The organism is Paenibacillus sp. FSL K6-1566, assembly GCF_038050475.1.
Classification (GTDB): Bacteria; Bacillota; Bacilli; order Paenibacillales; family Paenibacillaceae; genus Paenibacillus_AQ; species Paenibacillus_AQ lactis.
In genome coordinates, this window is the sequence record NZ_JBBOSR010000001.1 from 2,416,698 (window position 1) to 2,435,143 (window position 18,446).

Annotated in this window: 23 protein-coding genes; 21 read left to right on the forward strand and 2 right to left on the reverse strand. The window is 53.1% G+C overall.

Annotation, left to right across the window (positions count from 1 at the left end; genetic code table 11):
- Positions 1–100: 100 nt before the first annotated feature.
- From NST08_RS10365 to NST08_RS10390, 6 genes are all read left to right on the forward strand, one after another.
- Complete coding sequence (locus tag NST08_RS10365) at positions 101–850, forward strand: metal ABC transporter ATP-binding protein (RefSeq protein ID WP_007129699.1); 750 nt, start codon at positions 101–103, stop codon at positions 848–850.
- A gap of 20 nt (positions 851–870) precedes the next feature.
- A complete protein-coding gene (locus tag NST08_RS10370) occupies positions 871–1,701 on the forward strand; it encodes a metal ABC transporter permease (protein ID WP_186311071.1) in 831 nt (276 codons plus the stop codon).
- A 16-nt stretch (positions 1,702–1,717) separates the two neighbouring features.
- Entirely contained in the window at positions 1,718–2,431 is a 714-nt protein-coding gene (locus NST08_RS10375) for a cytochrome c biogenesis CcdA family protein (protein WP_007129701.1), read from the forward strand.
- A 166-nt stretch (positions 2,432–2,597) separates the two neighbouring features.
- Positions 2,598–3,023, forward strand: a complete 426-nt coding sequence (gene mntR / locus NST08_RS10380) for a transcriptional regulator MntR (protein WP_007129702.1) — start codon at positions 2,598–2,600, stop codon at positions 3,021–3,023.
- 116 nt (positions 3,024–3,139) lie between these two features.
- Complete coding sequence (locus NST08_RS10385) at positions 3,140–4,696, forward strand: family 10 glycosylhydrolase (RefSeq protein WP_007129703.1); 1,557 nt, start codon at positions 3,140–3,142, stop codon at positions 4,694–4,696.
- Positions 4,697–4,780: 84 nt separating this feature from the next.
- Positions 4,781–5,707 carry a patatin-like phospholipase family protein gene (locus NST08_RS10390; protein WP_007129704.1) on the forward strand — a complete coding sequence of 309 codons (927 nt, stop codon included), beginning with the start codon at positions 4,781–4,783 and terminating at the stop codon, positions 5,705–5,707.
- Positions 5,708–5,770: 63 nt separating this feature from the next.
- Here the strand turns inward: NST08_RS10390 and NST08_RS10395 are convergent, their stop codons facing one another.
- Together NST08_RS10395 and NST08_RS10400 are read right to left on the reverse strand one after the other, a co-directional pair.
- On the reverse strand, positions 5,771–6,103 hold the full coding sequence (locus tag NST08_RS10395; RefSeq protein WP_007129705.1) for a hypothetical protein: 333 nt from the start codon (positions 6,101–6,103) through the stop codon (positions 5,771–5,773).
- A 7-nt stretch (positions 6,104–6,110) separates the two neighbouring features.
- Positions 6,111–7,103, reverse strand: coding sequence for a DUF1385 domain-containing protein (locus NST08_RS10400; RefSeq protein WP_007129706.1), 993 nt, complete (start codon positions 7,101–7,103; stop codon positions 6,111–6,113).
- Between the two features lie 155 nt (positions 7,104–7,258).
- Between NST08_RS10400 and NST08_RS10405 the strand changes: the two genes are divergently transcribed.
- The 15 genes from NST08_RS10405 (at position 7,259) to accB (ending at position 18,437) form a co-directional block, all read left to right on the forward strand.
- Positions 7,259–7,756 carry a YqhR family membrane protein gene (locus NST08_RS10405; protein ID WP_341341730.1) on the forward strand — a complete coding sequence of 166 codons (498 nt, stop codon included), beginning with the start codon at positions 7,259–7,261 and terminating at the stop codon, positions 7,754–7,756.
- A 77-nt stretch (positions 7,757–7,833) separates the two neighbouring features.
- Positions 7,834–8,280 (forward strand): type II 3-dehydroquinate dehydratase, encoded by a 447-nt coding sequence (aroQ, locus tag NST08_RS10410; RefSeq protein ID WP_007129708.1) that lies wholly within the window; start codon positions 7,834–7,836, stop codon positions 8,278–8,280.
- Between the two features lie 51 nt (positions 8,281–8,331).
- The gene (locus NST08_RS10415) at positions 8,332–9,402 is read left to right on the forward strand and encodes a M24 family metallopeptidase (RefSeq protein WP_007129709.1); all 1,071 of its coding nucleotides are present in this window, start codon (positions 8,332–8,334) and stop codon (positions 9,400–9,402) included.
- Between the two features lie 60 nt (positions 9,403–9,462).
- Positions 9,463–10,020 (forward strand): elongation factor P, encoded by a 558-nt coding sequence (gene efp / locus NST08_RS10420; protein ID WP_007129710.1) that lies wholly within the window; start codon positions 9,463–9,465, stop codon positions 10,018–10,020.
- A 250-nt stretch (positions 10,021–10,270) separates the two neighbouring features.
- A complete protein-coding gene (locus tag NST08_RS10425) occupies positions 10,271–11,524 on the forward strand; it encodes an aspartate kinase (protein WP_028403693.1) in 1,254 nt (417 codons plus the stop codon).
- Positions 11,525–11,698: 174 nt separating this feature from the next.
- Complete coding sequence (locus tag NST08_RS10430) at positions 11,699–11,965, forward strand: YqhV family protein (RefSeq protein ID WP_007129712.1); 267 nt, start codon at positions 11,699–11,701, stop codon at positions 11,963–11,965.
- A gap of 103 nt (positions 11,966–12,068) precedes the next feature.
- Positions 12,069–13,067, forward strand: coding sequence for a stage III sporulation protein AA (gene spoIIIAA, locus NST08_RS10435; RefSeq protein ID WP_007129713.1), 999 nt, complete (start codon positions 12,069–12,071; stop codon positions 13,065–13,067).
- A complete protein-coding gene (gene spoIIIAB, locus NST08_RS10440; RefSeq protein ID WP_341341731.1) occupies positions 13,060–13,578 on the forward strand; it encodes a stage III sporulation protein SpoIIIAB in 519 nt (172 codons plus the stop codon). The genes spoIIIAA and spoIIIAB overlap by 8 nt, the downstream gene beginning before the upstream one ends.
- 15 nt (positions 13,579–13,593) lie before the next feature.
- A complete protein-coding gene (gene spoIIIAC, locus NST08_RS10445) occupies positions 13,594–13,797 on the forward strand; it encodes a stage III sporulation protein AC (protein ID WP_007129715.1) in 204 nt (67 codons plus the stop codon).
- A 10-nt stretch (positions 13,798–13,807) separates the two neighbouring features.
- Complete coding sequence (gene spoIIIAD, locus NST08_RS10450; protein ID WP_007129716.1) at positions 13,808–14,197, forward strand: stage III sporulation protein AD; 390 nt, start codon at positions 13,808–13,810, stop codon at positions 14,195–14,197.
- 67 nt (positions 14,198–14,264) lie between these two features.
- The gene (spoIIIAE, locus tag NST08_RS10455) at positions 14,265–15,425 is read left to right on the forward strand and encodes a stage III sporulation protein AE (protein ID WP_050954025.1); all 1,161 of its coding nucleotides are present in this window, start codon (positions 14,265–14,267) and stop codon (positions 15,423–15,425) included.
- A 37-nt stretch (positions 15,426–15,462) separates the two neighbouring features.
- A complete protein-coding gene (gene spoIIIAF / locus NST08_RS10460; protein ID WP_028403690.1) occupies positions 15,463–16,188 on the forward strand; it encodes a stage III sporulation protein AF in 726 nt (241 codons plus the stop codon).
- A 14-nt stretch (positions 16,189–16,202) separates the two neighbouring features.
- Positions 16,203–16,841: a stage III sporulation protein AG gene (gene spoIIIAG, locus NST08_RS10465; protein ID WP_007129719.1), complete on the forward strand. Its 639-nt coding sequence runs from the start codon at positions 16,203–16,205 to the stop codon at positions 16,839–16,841.
- 79 nt (positions 16,842–16,920) lie between these two features.
- Positions 16,921–17,766: a SpoIIIAH-like family protein gene (locus NST08_RS10470; RefSeq protein ID WP_341341732.1), complete on the forward strand. Its 846-nt coding sequence runs from the start codon at positions 16,921–16,923 to the stop codon at positions 17,764–17,766.
- 170 nt (positions 17,767–17,936) lie between these two features.
- Positions 17,937–18,437 (forward strand): acetyl-CoA carboxylase biotin carboxyl carrier protein, encoded by a 501-nt coding sequence (gene accB, locus NST08_RS10475; protein WP_341341733.1) that lies wholly within the window; start codon positions 17,937–17,939, stop codon positions 18,435–18,437.
- Positions 18,438–18,446 lie beyond the last annotated feature (9 nt).

The following is an 18,446-nucleotide window of genomic DNA, read 5'->3' on the forward strand; positions in this document are numbered from 1 at the left end:
GAAGGGGGGAGCTAAGTCCCCTCTTCTTCCTGTCATTACAGGGTATAAAAGCTGCATAAATTTTGATAGCAAAATTTAAAGATAGAAAGGCGGCCAGGTTATGGAACCGGCAGCACAGGATTGCCACCAAACGATTATACAAATCGATAATGTATCCTTTAATTACCGGGATCAGAAGGTGATTAAGGACTTGAATTTCTCAATTAAAGAGCGGGACTTTGTAGGCATTGTCGGCTCGAACGGAGCGGGCAAGACCACCTTGCTGCGGATGATCGTCGGGCTTCTGCCGGCTGCGGAGGGCTCGATCGAGCTGTTCGGCCAGCCGATCCGCAAATTCCGGGATTGGGAGCGCATCGGCTATGTGCCGCAGAAAAATGCGTTCAATCCGCTCTTTCCCGCTACCGTCCGGGAAGTCGTTCTTTCGGGATTATATAACCGTAAGAAGATGTTCCGCCGCATCAGCCGCGAGGATCACCGCAAATGCGAGGATGCCCTGGAGGTTATGCGGATTCAGGATATTGCGGATAAGCGGATCGGCGCATTGTCCGGCGGCCAGCAGCAGCGCGTGTTTCTCGCGCGCGCGCTGATCAACCGTCCGGATCTCCTCATATTGGACGAGCCGACAATCGGAATCGACGCCGAGACGCAGGCCGGTTTTTTCGACTTGATCACCCATATGCATGCGCATCATCACATGACCTTTCTGATGGTCACGCATGATCTCGATATGGTGAAGGATTATTTGGGAGAATCGCCGGTATCGCATAACGGAAAAATCCAGTTTTTCGTTCGGCATTCCCATGAGATCGAAAACTGCGAGATCGAGGATCTTCAGCATTCTCTCGTTTAAATTAGGTATTAATTCATTGGATGCAAGAGAAGGAGACGTTGTCATTGCTTGATATATTGCAAAGCGATTTTTTTCAGCGGGCGCTTGTCGGGGGAATATTGATCGGCATCACCGCACCGCTCATCGGAATATTTCTTGTGCTGCGCCGGCTGTCCATGATCGGGGATACGCTGTCCCATGTGACGATTGCCGGCGTTGCGCTCGGATTTCTGATTGAAGTATACCCGCTGGCTGCCGGGCTTGTGTTCGCGGTTGCGGCATCCTTCGCGATTGAGAAGCTGCGAAAGGCGTACAAGAGCTATGCCGAGCTGTCCATTGCGATCATCATGTCAGGCGGCGTAGCGCTCGCGTCGCTGTTCTTCACGCTGGGAATGGGCTATAATACGGATGTCATGAGCTATCTGTTCGGCAGTATCTACACTTTGGATACGACGGATATATATATGGTTGGCGGCGTTACCGTTATCGTCATTGCCGTGGTCTTCCTGCTGCTTAAGGAATTTTTCCTGTTAAGCTTCGAGGAGGACGCTGCCAGCGTCAGCGGACTGCCGGTCAAAGTGATGAACATGGTGATCACGGTATTGACCGCGCTCGTCGTCAGCACGGCGATCAAAATCGTCGGCGCACTGCTCGTGTCCGCGCTTCTGACGATACCGGTTGCCATCAGCCTGCTGCTGGCACGGAGCTTCCGGAGCTCGATCATTCTGTCCGTGGTCATCTCGGAGATCGCCGTCATCGGAGGTTTGATGCTGGCCGGCGTATTTAACCTGGCGCCTGGAGCAACGATTGTACTGCTGCTGATCGGCCTGCTCATCGTCGCATTGGTCGGCAAAAAGGGTTTTACGACGTAAGGAGGTCTAACATTCAATGGCTGATATTAACGTCGGCATCGCATTTGCAGCCGGATTCGCATCCTTTATATCTCCATGCTGCTTGCCGTTATATCCGTCTTATTTATCCATCATCACCGGCATGTCGGTCAATGATTTGAAGAATGAGCAGAACCGCAAGGAGGTCCGCTTCCGGACGATGACGCATACCCTTGCGTTCATTCTTGGTTTTTCGGCGGTTTATTACACCCTTGGATGGGGAGCGGGGCTGTTCGGGGAGTTCTTCATGGAGTACCAGGACCTGATCCGCCAGCTGTCCGCGCTGTTAATCATTGTTATGGGGCTTATGCTGGTCGGCATTTTCCAGCCCCGATTTTTGATGAAAGACCGGAAATTCAACTTTAAATCCAAGCCGACCGGATACATAGGAACCTTTCTGTTCGGAATCGGATTTGCCGCAGGCTGGTCGCCTTGCGTCGGACCGATTCTGACCGCGATTATCGCGCTTGCCGCTTCGGATCCCGGCACATGGTTTCCGCTGATCACATCTTACTCGCTGGGCTTTGCCGTACCGTTTTTTATTCTGGCCTTTTTCATCGGATCGACGCGGTGGATTTTGAAGTATTCCAGCATCTTGATGAAGGTGGGCGGCATATTGATGATCCTGATGGGGATCCTGCTGTTTACGGACCAAATGTACAAAATCACAATTTGGCTGCAGGGCATTACGCCTGAATGGCTGAAATTTTGATGCTGCTTGGCTCCTTTTGGCTCCAGGCTCTTGGATATTGGTAAATGATGGGATATTCAGGGGGCCAGGACTTGCCAACAGGTCTAAAAAACATGTATCATTACAAGAGCAGGTAAATTGAGGTTTTGGTACAGGTTATGTAATTATAGAAGAGAGAGGGAAGAAGATGCCGACACCTAGCATGGAGGATTATTTGGAGCGCATCTACAAACTGATTGACGAGAAGGGATATGCGCGCGTTTCGGATATTGCCGAAGGCTTGGAGGTTCACCCCTCATCCGTCACGAAAATGATTCAGAAGCTGGACAAAGACGAATATTTGATATATGAAAAATATCGCGGCTTGGTACTGACCAGCAAAGGGAAGAAGATGGGCAAGCGGCTCATGGAGCGCCACCATCTGCTCGAGGAATTCCTCGAAATGATCGGTGTTCAGGATGAAAATATCTATAGGGATGTTGAAGGAATCGAGCATCATTTAAGCTGGGATTCCATTACGCGTATCGAAACGCTGGTTGAGTATTTCAAGCGGGACGAGAACCGGCTGCAGGAGCTGCGGGACATTCATAACGAACTGGTTAGCGAATCGTAATGGGGCATCTGTCCGCTTGTGACAGATGTCTTTTTAAACGGGTAGGCATATTGAAGATGTTGGGTTCATAGGTTAGCATTACCTGCAAATTTCATATTTTCGGAGGATTAATAGAAATGAAGCTTCGGCGATGGTTACTTGTATTGATCATGCTGCTATTATGTCTCCCGTCGGTAGTCTCCACAGCACAGGCGAAGTCGGCTGGTATCAGCATACAGCTGGACGGCGTGAAGCTGGAAAGTGACGTATCCCCATACATACTGCCAAAAGTGAACGTGACAATGGTTCCGACCCGGGTCATCAGCGAAGGACTTGGCGCTTCGGTCGTCTGGGAACAGTCCAAACGGACGGTAACGATCCGTAAAGACGGCAACACCCTGCAGTTGACCTCGGGCAAAACCTCCGCATTGGTGAACGGATCAGCGGTTGCGCTGGACGCTTCGGTTCAGATCAAGCAGAGCCGTGTTATGGTACCCCTCCGATTCATCAGCGAAAATCTTGGCTTGAAGGTAGAGTGGAACCAATCGGCGCAGCGGATTTCGCTCTTCTCGGGCTCCGAGGTTACCCCCCCGCCCGTCTCTACGGTCGAAGAGGTAAGAGGAGCTTGGATTTCGACGGTATTTAATCTCGACTGGCCGTCGCCTAAGAGCACGAGCGAACAGCAGAAAGCAGAATACATCGCGCTCCTGGATTCTCTCCAGGAAGTCGGCATCAACACCGTATACGTTCAGGTTCGTCCGGCCGGGGATGCCCTGTATCCATCGGAGCTCGTTCCTTGGTCAAAGGTGCTGACGGGGATACAAGGGGCGGACCCGGGCTATGATCCGGTTGCTTTCATGGTCGAAGAGACGCACAAACGGAATATGGACTTCCACGCGTGGTTTAACCCGTTCCGGGCCAACACCGACGTGCTGACCGCGTCGCTGGATCCGTCCCATGTCGCCCTTGCGCATCCGGACTGGATCGTAAACACCGGCAAGCAGCTGTACATCAATCCGGGAATTCCGGATGCGCGCCAACATATTATCGACACGATCATGGAGGTTGTAGATCAATATGATATCGATGGGGTGCATCTGGACGATTACTTCTATCCGTCCAATACGACCTTTAAAGACGACGCAGCTTACCGCTTGTATAATGATGGTTCGTATACGAACATCGGCGATTGGCGGCGGGCGAACATCAATGATTTTGTAGCTTCTTTAGGCCAATCGATACACGAGTCCAAGCCGGGCGTCGAGTTCGGCATCAGCCCGTTCGGTGTGTGGAGGAACGCCTCCGTGGACAAGACAGGGTCCGATACGAAAGCGGGCGTAACCGCCTACGACAGCATGTATGCCGATGTTAGAGCCTGGATCCAGAATGGCTGGATCGATTACGTTGCCCCGCAGATCTATTGGAGCATGAGCAATTCAACGGTTGATTACGATAAGCTGGTGGACTGGTGGGTGAACGAGGTAAAAGGCACGGGCGTCGATCTGTTGATCGGCCATGCCCCATACAAGCTCGGGACGTCCGAGGTCGGATGGCAGAGCGCATCGGAAATTATCAATCAGCTGAAGTACAATCGAGGATTTTCTGAGATCAAAGGCAGCATCTTCTTCCGTGCGGAGAACATTTTGAGCAATCCGTTAGGTCTTAAAGAGCAATTGCAATCATATTATAAATAAGATTTGGCGCACGTCCTACAGGTATGAATCATCCCCCGCCCTCATACATAGTCATTAGACCATGTGAGGCGGGGGATTTTCTGTATGCAGATCAATGCGGTTTTTGAAGGCGGCGGGGTCAAGGGCATCTCTCTCGCCGGCGCTGTTAAAGCAGCCGAATTGGCGGGGATCGAATTTAGCCGCGTTGCCGGAACGTCCTCCGGATCGATCGTCGCGTCCGTGCTTGCAGCAGGGTACCGAGCGGATGAAATCCGGAAGATCATTGAGGAGACTCCATTTCATACCTTCCTCCAGCGCGCACCGGTGTTCAATGCAAAGATCATCGGACCGGCTTTGAGGGTGTTGATCAAGAAGGGGCTGTATTCTGGGGAAGCGCTGGAGAACTGGATCCGAAAAATTTTGCTGGACAAAGGCATATTCACCTTCTCCGATATTCCGGCCGGTAAGCTCTACATCGTTGCTTCGGATATTACGAACGGCAGACTGCTGGTGCTGCCGGACGATTTGCGCCAATACGGCATTAATCCGGCAACGTTTCCCGTCGCCAAAGCGGTGCGGATGAGCTGCAGCATTCCCTATTTTTTCGACCCGGTCATTCTTCGGCTCATAGGCAGAGCAGCTAAAGGGAAATCGTTCGCCGAACAATTTGTATATATCGTGGACGGGGGGCTGCTTAGCAATTTTCCGCTGTGGCTGTTTGACCGTGAATCGAAAGGAGGCCCGAAGCCTCTGCCGGTGCTCGGCTTTCAAATGGTGGGGAAGAACAGCAATTCACCGCATGAAATTGACGGTCCCTTCAGCATGCTGACGGCGATGTTCGAGACGATGCTGTCGGCGCATGATGAGCGGTATATCGAGCAGCAAAACCGCAGCCGCACCATCAAAATCCCGACCCTTGGCATCGGCACGACCCATTTTCACCTGACCAAGGAGGAGAGCATGAACCTGTACAATTCGGGCTTGACGGCAGGCACGCAGTTCTTCTCAAGATGGAAACCCGAACAGATGTGAATAAGTAAACAATAAAGCGCAGATTCCGAGGCTGCTGAAGCCTTGAAATCTGCGCTTTTGCTTCTAGTGATATTTCGGTAGATCATCGGAAGGGTCAGACTTGCCCTTCTGACCGTCGATGACCTGGAACGGATACTGTTTGCGTGTTGCGGATGGGCTTGTTTTTCTCGTCGGTTGGCTCTTGCGCGCCAGCTTGGCCGCGGTTCGCTTGGACGGCTTCACCTTCGGACGCTTGTTAAAGCGGCGGGGCGGAAACTTGTACAGCACATAGACGATTGCGACGATGATGGCCGGAATCAGCACCATCATCCTTGTGCTCGGGCTAATCAGCAGGCCCAAAACGCCTACTGCGGCTAACCCGATAGCCGTCCAAAAAATGATCGCATGCCTTCTCATGGATTCATCACCCTTTCGCGGGATCCAGCACACTTCCTGTCACAGTTTGCGACACGGGAACATTCTCGTATTGGGCATCTAATTCACGCATTCTGTTAAAGGATGCGATGGATACTTCGACTTGGTCATCCGTCGGCTCCTTAGTTGTGAGCAGCTGCAGCCACAACCCCGGGTAACCGAGGAAACGGAGAACGGGAATATCTCGCATGGCATTGGTAAGCTTCAGGAACTCAAAGGAAATGCCGAGCACGACCGGAAGAAGAGCGATTCGCTGGATGATCCGTTCTGTCATCGTATCCCATGGGACAACCGAATATACAACGACACCGAGCACGATGGTCAGCATCATGAAGCTGCTGCCGCAACGGTAATGCAGCCTTGTATACTTCTGCACGTTCTTGACGGTCAGCTCTTCACCGGCCTCATATGCGCTGATCACCTTATGCTCGGCGCCGTGATACTGGAACAGCCGCTTGATGACCGGCGTTTGGGAGATCGCCCATAGATAGACAAGAAGCAGGATCAATTTAATGATACCTTCAATCAGGTTATGCACGATATAGTTATCAAATGTATTCCCGAATAAGAAATCCTCAACAAAAACCGGCACGAGGGTAAAGAGCAGCTTGCCGACGATAAAGGACAGCACGCTGACCGCGGCAACGCCGATGATCATGCTTAGGCTCCAGCCGGATTCTTCCTTCTCCTTCTGCTTCTCACGCTCCTCCGGATCCAGGCTGTCGTCAGCGAATGCATCTGCGGAGTAGTTCAGATGCTTCGAGCCCTTGATGGTGGAATCTATCAGACTGACGATGCCGCGAAGAAGCGGAACCTTCCGCAGCTTCCGTACCCATTCCTTATCCTCGCGAGGCACCTCTAGAAACTTGATCTCATTATTCTTGCGACGAACGGCCGTTACGTTGACATGCTTGCCGCCGAACATAACGCCTTCGATTACAGCTTGGCCTCCATAGCTGATCGGGGTTGACTTTTGGGACAACCAGTTCACCCTCCCTGACATGTTTTTCGTTCTATTAACTATTGTATCGAATTTTGAAAGTAATTTCTAGTTGGATTGACCCGTGGGAAGCGGAGCATACTATCTGCTAAAGAAGGGAAGATGAGCATCGACTACCAAGCGAAGGAGGATTCAACATGACCGAAGGTCAATTTCGACAGGAGAACAAGGTGACGAATCCGTTTTTGTACGCCCTGGAGCTGGGGTATTACGCTGGGCTGATTTGGGGAGCAGTAAGATGGATTTTTTATACGCTGAAATTCACGAGGGTGGTGCCCGGCTTCTTGATGGAGCCCTTCTTCAAGCATGAGTTTCTCGTCACCGCGGCGGGGCAGATTGCGGGCTGGCTGTCGTTTATCGCGTTCTCCGTTATCGCTTCGCTGATTTACGTGTTTCTTTTCCGCAAGCTCAAAGGTCCCTGGCCCGGCATCATTTACGGCGTCATTTGGTGGATCGTGCTTTATATCGCCCTCAACCCTTGGCTCCGGTTTACTCCTCCGGTTAAAAAGCTGACGTGGGATACGAACATATCCGAGTTTTGCATTTTTATATTATGGGGACTCTTTATCGGTTACACGGCTGCCCAGGAATTTACCGACGAACGGATGCGCGAGCCGAAGCAGGTTACGGGTTAAAAACAATAAACTTCTCAATCCGATACCGCCTATGGTAAAATAGCACTTGGTTATTTGACGAAAAGGTGGGAAACCCTATGAAAACCATATGGGTGATAAACGGACCGAATTTAAACCTGCTCGGCTTCCGGGAACCGGGGATATACGGTTCGCTCAGCCTGCAGGCGATCGAGGATAATTTGCGCAAGCAAGCGGATGCTGCGGGGATCGGGATTACCTTCTTTCAGTCTAACCACGAGGGTGCGATCATTGACCGGATCCATGAGGCGATCGGGCAGGCGGATGGAATACTGCTGAATCCGGGCGCGCTGACGCATTACAGCTATGCTGTGCGCGATGCGGTCAGCTCGGCGCGGATTCCCACCGTGGAGGTTCATCTTTCGAACATTCATGCTAGGGAAGAATTCCGTCATACTTCCGTCATTGCGCCTGTTGCTGCCGGTCAAATCGCGGGCTTCGGCGCGGCCAGCTACACGCTGGGCTTGTCAGCCCTTTTACAAATTCTGGAGACCAGGGAGGCATAGCGGCGTTTGGATACCCGCTTGATCCCGGCATGGGTGAGAGGAGATGGAACAATGAGCAGCAAACGAGTAGCAGGACTGCGCGAGAAGCTCGAGGCCAAAGGCTTGTCGGCCATGCTGATCGGTAGCCCGATCAACCGCAGATATTTGACAGGGTTTACGGGATCCGCAGGATATGTGCTGATCACGAAGGAACAGTCGTATTTGCTGACGGATTTCCGTTACATGACACAGGCTCCGCAGCAAGCGACCGGCTTTAAGGTCATTGAGCACGGAGCGAAGGTTATGGATACCGTAAAAGAACTGCTTCAATCCGAAGGCATTGCCTCGCTCGGTTTCGAGCAGGACCATGTTACATACGGGGTTTATTCCGGTTATACGGAGCAGCTTGCACCGATCAGCCTCGTTCCGGTATCGGGTCTGGTCGAGGAGCTCCGTATCATCAAGGATGCCGAGGAATTGAAGATCATGCAGCGCGCTGCCGATTTGGCCGATGAAACGTTCAGCCATGTGCTCACATTGCTTCAAGCTGGCAAAACCGAGCGCGAAATCGATCTGGAGATGGAAATGTTCATGCGCAGCCGCGGCGCGACTTCCTCCTCCTTCGACACCATCGTCGCTTCCGGGGAACGTTCTGCGCTCCCGCACGGCGTTGCCAGCGACCGGGTGATTCAAGGCAATGAGTTCGTCACCTTTGATTTCGGCGCACTCCTGGATGGATACTGCTCGGATCTGACCCGGACGGTAGCCCTCGGCAGCCCGGATCCGAAGCTGAAGGAGATCTATGACATCGTGCTCGAAGCACAGCTGCACGCGCTTGCGCATATCAAGCCAGGCATGACGGGACGCGAGGCCGATGCGCTGGCACGCGACATCATCACCCGGTACGGATATGGCGAGTATTTCGGGCACAGCACGGGACATGGACTGGGCATGGAGGTTCATGAATCGCCGCGACTGTCCAAGGCGAGCGACGATATCTTGAAGCCGGGCATGGTCGTAACCGTGGAGCCGGGCATTTACTTGCCGGGTCTTGGCGGTGTCCGTATTGAAGATGATATTGTGATCACGGAAACGGGTATTCAAATATTGACAAGCTCGTCCAAAGATTACACCGTGCTCTAATGAAAGGCCGCAACAACGAACAAGAATTATTCAAACCGTATCCTTTAGGAGGGAAATTCAGTGATTTCAGTCAATGATTTTAAAACAGGATTAACCGTAGAAGTGGATGGCGATATTTTTACCGTTTTGGATTTTCAGCATGTTAAGCCTGGTAAAGGCGCCGCATTCGTACGCTCCAAATTGAAGAACTTGCGCAACGGCAACACGGTGGAGAAAACATTCCGTGCCGGTGAAACGATCGGACGCGCGCAAATTGACAACCGCGGCGTGCAGTACCTGTATGCAAGCGGACAGGAGCATGTGTTCATGGATAACGAAACCTATGACCAGTTCAGCTTGACCAGTGAGCAGCTGGAATGGGAACTGAATTTCCTGAAGGAAAACATGAACGTTAACATCATCAGCTATCAGGGAGAAATTCTCGGGATCAACCTGCCGAACAGCGTCGAGCTGAAGGTAGTGGAAACCGAGCCGGGAATTAAAGGCAACACAGCGACAGGCGCTACAAAAAATGCGAAGGTGGAAACAGGCCTCAATGTGCAAGTTCCGCTGTTCATCAATGAAGGCGATGTGCTTCTGATCGATACCCGTGAAGGAAAATACATCTCCCGCGCATAAGGCTGGCTTATTAGGCGAAACGATCTAATCGCCCCGCCTCTGCCAATATCTTCTGTTGCAACGCGACTCCTGTACGTCAAGTACGGGAGTTTTTTATATTTTCTAGATTGAAGGGCGCTCAGAGCGGCATTTCTTTCAGACGAAAGCCTTGACGGAGGGTGTTACTTTCGTATTATACTGTTTTAAAGTGAGAAACCATGAACCAATGCACTGGTACATACTGATTATCATGTGGGGAGTGAAAGAGGCATTGTCATTGTACGTTATGAAATTCGGAGGCAGCTCTGTAGGCGATACAGAACGCATGAAGCGCGTGGCCGGACGAATTGTAGAGAAACAGGATGAAGGCCATCAGTGCGTTGTTGTTGTATCCGCGATGGGGGATACCACCGACGATCTGATTGATCAAGCTAAACTATTAAACGAGAACCCGCCCGCACGGGAAATGGATATGCTGTTAACGACCGGAGAGCAGATCTCGATCTCGCTTCTCTCGATGGCGATTCATAGTCTAGGGCGCAAAGCTGTGTCCTTTACGGGATGGCAGGCCGGATTCCGGACGGAAGCCGTCCACGGCAAAGCCCGTATTACCGATATATCCCCGGAGCGCGTGCACAAGGCGCTGAATGACGGAAATATTGTCATCGTTGCCGGCTTCCAGGGGATGTCGGAAGAAGGCGAAATCACGACCCTCGGCCGCGGAGGCTCGGATACGACCGCGGTGGCGCTGGCTGCAGCGATTTCGGCCGATGTGTGTGAAATCTATACGGATGTGGACGGGGTATACTCTACCGATCCGCGCGTAGTAAAATGCGCACGGAAGCTCCCTGAGATTTCATACGATGAAATGCTGGAGCTGGCGAACCTTGGGGCAGCGGTGCTTCATCCCCGAGCAGTTGAATACGCCAAACACAATCAAGTGAAGCTTGTTGTCAGATCAAGCTTTAATCATAACGAGGGAACGGTTGTTAAGGAGGAAACGAGCATGGAACAAGGTGTAGTGGTCAGCGGTATCGCATTCGACAAGAACGTTGCCAGAATCAGCATTATGGGTGTTGCCGATACCCCTGGCATTCTGGCGCAGGTGTTCGGCGAACTGGCCAAAGAAGGGATCGACGTGGATATCATCGTACAAAGCGGTGTCCAAAACGGGGAAGCAGACTTTTCCTTCACCGTATCCCTGCATGACCGGGAGCGTGCTTTGTCCGTCATCGAACGGATCCGTGGCGAGCTTCCGTACCGCGACGTAACCTCCGAGGACAATCTGGTGAAGGTATCGATCGTCGGCGCGGGCATGGTAAGCCACCCTGGCGTTGCCGCCCAAATGTTCGACGTGATCTCCCGTCAAGGGGTCAGCATTAAGATGGTCAGCACCTCCGAGATCAAAGTATCCTGCGTGATTGACGGAAGCAATCTCGAAGGCGTCGTTCAAGCACTTCATACGGCGTATGGACTGGACACCGACCAGCAGGCAAGCGTCGGAGGCCCGCAGGTTCGCCGCTAAGTTCATATCATTCTAGTTCGGTTCATAGAGCAAAGACTGTCTCAAGGGCAAATGCCCGGGGGCAGTCTTTTTTTGTTGTGAGATTCGTGTCTATGAAATAAAAAAATAGAGATAAATTCGGGGATGAATGCATATTTTTAATCATCACGCAATGGAAGAAGGAGGGAGAACTTCATGTTGGACAAGTTCGTCGCCAGCATGGCAACGCTTCGGCTGTTCTCGGGCAGCCTCGAGATCGTTGCTGCGATTGTCATGCTGCGGCTGAATCAAGTAGATAAAGCGCTCGCCGTCAATTCCGCGCTAGCGTTTACCGGCCCGCTCATTCTGATCCTAACCACGACAATCGGGCTTGTAGGTATGGCGGATAAGCTGTCATGGGGGAAGATCGGCTGGATATTGTGCGGGGTTGCCTGCCTCTTATACGGAATCTTAAAAAAATGATAGATTCCCGTCATAAATGCAGGGTACAAGCATACACATGGGATAAGAAATCTTTTTAACAGAAGGCAGATTTTCAAAAAAGGACAACTTGGGGGAAATTGATATGACACTGAATTGGCTGGGGCTGTTTCCCGAATCCGTCAAACGAATGCTGCTGAACTTGCCGAGTGAGCTGCTGGAGCATGTGGAGGAGGTGCGAATCCGGGAAGAGCGTCCCCTCGAAATCAATTCGCAGGGCAGATACCACTTCCTGGATCGAAACGGCGGATTGACGCTGCGGCCGGAGGAGGCGTACAAGCCAACACGGGAGGATACACACAGGCTGCTGGATCTGATCAGTAATCATTCCCTTTACACGATGGAAGAGGAGCTGCGGAAAGGATTCATAACGATCCCCGGCGGGCACCGGGTCGGGCTGGCGGGGCGGACGGTTCTCAGCGGAGGGAAAGTGGAGCATATTCGGGATATCAGCGGCTTTAATGTTCGGATTGCCAAAGAGATCCGCGGGGCGGCCGACGAGATGCTTCCGCATTTGCTGGACCGCAAACGCAAGCGTGTCATGCATACTCTGATTCTTTCTCCTCCTCAGCATGGAAAGACGACGCTGCTTCGGGATCTGGCCCGGCAAATCAGCTATGGCCAGTGGGGGGCAGGGACCGTTCGATGGCCTGGCATGAAAGTGGGCATTGTGGACGAACGCTCCGAAATCGCCGGCTGCCAGCGGGGGGTTCCCGGGTTCGATGTCGGTCCCAGGACGGACGTGCTGGACGGTTGCCCCAAAGCAGAGGGCATGATGATGATGATCAGGTCCATGTCGCCGGACGTTCTCATTGTGGACGAGATCGGCCGGGCCGAGGATGCGGAGGCAGTTGTTGAGGCGCTCCATGCCGGCATAAGCGTCATCGCCACGGCTCACGGCTCTTCCGTCCAGGACATGCGGGGACGTCCTGCTCTGTCGGGACTGATCGAGAATCGAATGTTTGAAATGTACGCGGTTCTCAGCCGCACCGGGGATGCAAGGTCGTTCAAGCTTTATGACGGAGGGCAGCGAACGCTTCAGTCCGCTGCCAGCGGTCCGCCTGGCGGTGATGCCTATGCTTAAACTGGTAGGTGCTTTGCTCGTCATTGGTGCAGGAACGCTCGCAGGCTTCTATCAGGCCCAGCAGTTTGCGGTCAGACCAAGGCAGCTGCGGGAGCTGATACTGGCGCTCCAGCGGCTTGAAACCGAGATCAGCTATGGCTTTACGCCGCTTCCGGATGCACTGGAACGAATCAGCGCCTCTCTCCGGGATCCACTGAAATCCTTGTTCGCCCAAGCCGCGCAGTATATGAGGCCGGATTATGGCTTATCGGCAGAGGACAGCATACGCAAGGCTCTGGAGGATTACTGGAAGCGGACTTCCATGAGAAACGCCGAGAGGGAAGTGATGGAACAGCTCGGCGGCGTACTTGGCACCAGTGACAGGCAGGACCAGATGAAGCATATTGCGCTGGCCGCCCAGCAGCTGAAGCATGAAGAAGAGGCGGCAAGGGATGACCAGGCGAAATATGAAAAGATGAGCAAAAGTCTGGGGCTGTTAATTGGAGCATTGATCGTCATTTTGATCTTTTAGCGAGGTGCCAAGGAAATGAACATTGAAGTCAACGCCATCTTCCAGATCGCCGGGATCGGCATCATCATCGCCATGATTCATACGGTCCTGAAACAGATGGGCAAAGAGGATATGGCACACTGGGTGACTCTCATCGGTTTTGTGGTGGTGCTGTTTATGGTCGTAAGGCTGCTCGATGATCTGCTTAAGGAAATCAAAAGTATTTTTCTATTCCAGTAGGTGGACCTTTATGGAAATTATCCAGGTGGTAGGCCTCGGTCTTATCGCTACCGTACTGATTCTGGTCGTCAAGGACCAGAAGCCGTTATTCGCCTTCCTGCTCGCCGTGGCGACCTCCGTCATGATCTTCCTGTTCCTGATCGGAAAGATCGGCGACGTGATCCGGATGCTGGAGGATTTGGCCGAGAACTCCGGCGTCCAGATGATCTATCTCAAAACGGTGCTGAAGATTATCGGGATAGCCTACATCGCTGAAATGGGGGCGCAAATCGTAAGGGATGCCGGTCAGGAATCGATCGCTTCCAAAATAGAACTGGCGGGAAAAGTGCTCATATTGGTACTCGCTGTACCGATTATCGGGATCATCATCGAGACGGTCCTGAAGCTCCTCCCGGCATGATTAAGGAGGGAGGGGCGTGGCACATGCAGGATCATCGAGGAGAACCGGTTTATACAGGCTGATCGTAATGCAGCTCATGCTGCTGGTGTCCGGCATGTTCATAAGCATCGCCCCTGCAGCCGCTGCCGAAAATCCTGCCGGGGACTTGGTAACGGAGCAAACGGAGCAGCTTCCGACCGAGCAGGTGGAGAAATATTGGGAGCAATTGATGAAGGATTACGGCGGATTCTTTCCCGAGGGCAGGACGCCGTCCCTGATGGAAATGCTTCTTCCGGGCGGCGATGGCTTCAGCTTTAAAGGCATCATGTCCGGCCTTGGAAAGTATCTTTGGCACGAGGTGCTGTATAACGGAAAGCTGCTAGTAACGATCATCATGCTGAGTATCATGAGCTTGATCCTGGAAAACTTGCAGACGGCCTTCGAGAAGGGCACCGTGAGCCGGGTAGCGTACACGATCTGCTACATGGTGGTGCTGGTCATTGCGGTCAACAGCTTCAGCGTCGCGATCGGCTACGCCAAAGACGCGATCACCGGCATGATCGACTTCATGATGGCGATGCTGCCGCTGCTCTTTGCCCTCATGGCATCGATGGGCAATGTGGTGACCGTCTCGGTCGCGCATCCCTTGGTGATCTTCATGGTACATACGGTGGGAACCTTGATTAGAACGATCGTTTTTCCGCTGCTCTTCTTCTCGGCGCTTCTGCACTTGGTCAGCTCGCTGTCCGTAAAGTACAAGCTGACCCAGCTTGGCAATCTGCTCCGGGGCATCGCGATGGGCTTCCTGGGCGTCATGCTGACCGTCTTCCTCGGCGTCATCTCGGTGCAGGGCATCACGAGCTCCGTGACGGACGGGGTCACGATCCGAACGGCCAAGTACGTAACCGGCAACTTCGTTCCGGTGGTGGGAAAAATGTTCGCGGATGCGACAGATACCGTAATCTCGGCATCGCTGCTCGTTAAAAATTCAATCGGTTTGGCAGGGGTCATCATCATCTTGTTTCTCTGCGCATTTCCGGCGATCAAGATTTTGACCCTTGCCCTGATCTACAATCTGGCGGCAGCCGTCATGCAGCCGCTGGGCGACACGCCGATCACAACCTGCCTGCAGGCGATCGGCAAGACGCTGCTGTACGTATTCGCCGCACTGGCTGCCGTGAGCATGATGTTTTTCCTGGCGATTACGATTCTGCTTACCGCAGGCAATATAACGGTCATGATGCGGTGACGACGGGCTTGCCGGTCAAGGTAAGGGGGGATGATCGATGGACTGGCTTTCGGATTGGCTCAAAAATGTCATCATGGTCGTGCTCTTCGCCGCTTTCGTAGACCTGATTCTTCCGGGGAAAGCACTCGAGAGATACGCGCGACTGGTTCTGAGCCTGATCATCCTACTTACGCTGCTCAGCCCGATCATCCGCTTGCTGACAGACCCGCCGGAACAACGGCTGGCCCAGGAACTGGAGCGGCAGGAAAAAGGGCTCCCGCAGGAGATGCAGCTGGAATCCATTCTGGCCCAAGCCGAGAAGCTGAAGGATGTGCAGCAGAGCCAGAGCCTGGAGTGGGCCGGCAGCGAGCTTGCCCGCGTCATGAAAGAGGAAATCGCAGCCGAGACGGGAGAAGCGGTACAAGAGGTTGAGGTCGTGCTGGCAGCAACCCGGGCGGAGGACGACTCGTACACGGGAGCGGATATCCGCTCCGTGGATGTGAAGCTAAGCGGACCATCGGATGCTGCCGTTTCCGAAGAGGGCTCCGGGGCGAAAGAGCCGATTGGGATAACCCCTGTCGAATCGATTGAAGTAAATTTAGAGTCCGGCACAACGGATAACAATGGCAGTCAAGCGCCGTCTCAAGGGCGCGAGGCTGTAAGCAAAGAATACAAAGCACGAGAGGAACAGATCGTCAAATACATCAGCCAGAGATGGGATCTTAGCCCGGATCTGATAACGATACATTTGCCGGAGCATGGGCAGGATGACAAAAAGTTATAACGGAGGTGAAGATGATGGGAAAATGGCTGAAGCGGCTTGAACAGTGGCTTGGCGGCGGCGCCGGCGGAGCCAAAAAAATGCAGACCTTCCGCTGGCTGATTATACTCGGTCTCATCGGCGTCGCAATCATGCTGTTCAACTCCTTCGTCAATGTAAAGAAGCTGGATCATGAAAATATCGGCCGCGAGCCGCCGGAATCCGCGGCCGTATCGACCGGACAGGGCAGCGAGCCCGCCGGCGGAAGCAGCGAGTTTGAGAGCATCGAGCAGGATTTCGAGATGCGGACGCGGACGATGCTGGAGCAAATCGTTGGGGTTGGTGCCGTGGATGTGATGGTCACCGTGGAATCCACGGAGGAGCTTGTCGTTCAGAAGGACATCAAGGACACCCAGGAGCTGACCGAGGAGACCGATGCCAACGGCGGCAGGCGCCATGTCACGAGCTATCAGCGCGACGGGCAGATCGTGACTTATGATTCATCCGGTAAAGAGACGCCGATCGTCACTAAGCGGATTAAACCGCAGGTTCGGGGCGTGCTCGTCGTAGCCAAGGGAGCAGAGAACGAGATCGTCAAGAACTTGATCGTGGATGCCATCCAGCGGGGGCTGAATGTACCGTCCCACCGCATATCGGTTGTCCCGCGAAAGCAGTAGCAGTGTTTTACCGCCCGAATGAGCAACTCATACGAGGCTCAAAACCAAGGCTTTTTATTCCAAAGGAGGATACGTTCAAATGAATAACAAAAGACAAACCATATGGTTGGTTTCGATGCTGAGTTTAATGGTGATCCTGTCAGCGTACTATCTGTTCACGGATGAATCCGGCACGAAAGCGCCGCCTGTCGCCGAAAGCACGCAGGTTGACGGCCAGAAGCCTGCAGCCGGCCAAGGCGCAAACGGCACAAGCGACGAGCTGGTTGTAAACGAAGTGATCGAGGAAGGAACCGACGGAGATTCCGGCGCGAACGAGCAGAATGCCGAGAGCACGGACACTGGAGCACAGACCGGCAGCGAAGATCCGGCTAAAGCGGCACAGGGAGATCAAGGCAAAGAAGGAGAGCAAGGCAAGCAAGGAGAGCAGGAGCAAGCCGGAACCAAGGACAGCGCGGAAGAGCCTAAGGTAACGGAGACCAAAGAGGGTGAACAGGCGCCTGCGGAAACAAGCAGCACGCAAGGGGGCAAAACCGAACAGGAGGTGCTGGAGGAAGTAGCGGCCCAAGCCTCCTCGGCGCGAGCTCAGCTGGATGCCTATAAGCTGGACCGGGAACAGAAGAACATGAAATTATATGACGATTTGATTTCGAAGATCGACAACCATGAGAGCAAGCCGGAGGAGACGGCACAGGCTTCCGAGCAATTGAAAGAAGCGGAGGAAAAAGAGGAGATCATTCTCAACATCGAGGCGCAGCTGCAGCAGCAATTCGGCAATGCCGTCGTTAAAGAAGAGAGCGAGAAATACAATGTCGTCGTGCTCAGCGACAAGCTTGACGCCAAAGGCGCCGCCGATATCGTCGGTCTCGTCATGAAAGAGCTGAAAGTAACGCAGGATAAGGTTACGGTTCAATATGTTGCCCCGTAAAAGCATCCGCTGTTTTTCAACATAAATCACCTTTATACGATAAACATTGCGGAGTCCGGGATTTCCCTGGACTCTTTCTATTTCGCTCGATTGTGATATAATACTTTAAGCTATCGACTGACTGTCCGAATCAGGGCTTCTACAGAAAGTGAAGGAGTGAACGACTGATCATGTTTAAATTAAACGAGATTAAAGAGCTTATTAAGCTGGTGGATGAAACATCCGTACATGAATTGGAAATTGAAAATGAAGGCACGCGTTTGTCCATTAAGAAGCCGAACCCTGCCGAAGCCGTTATTCAGCAAGTAGCGCCGCAAGCCTACATTCCTGCGCCTCAAGCCATGGCACCGCAAGCTGTACAGCAGCAGGCCACGATCAACCAGGCTCCTGCCGCGGCAGCGCCACAGGAAGCAGCGGAGGTTAACAGCTCATTACATAAGATCGTATCACCGATGGTAGGGACCTTCTATCGCGCCCCTTCCCCTGAAGCGCCTTCTTTCGTCAGCCCCGGGGACAAGGTAACCGAGAAGACAACGGTCTGCATCATTGAGGCGATGAAGCTGATGAACGAGCTGGAGGCCGAGGTTAAAGGGGAGATCGTCGAAGTCCTCGTCGAGAACGGCCAGCTGGTCGAGTTCGGGCAGCCACTGTTCCTGGTGAAGCCGGAGTAGTGCACGCTG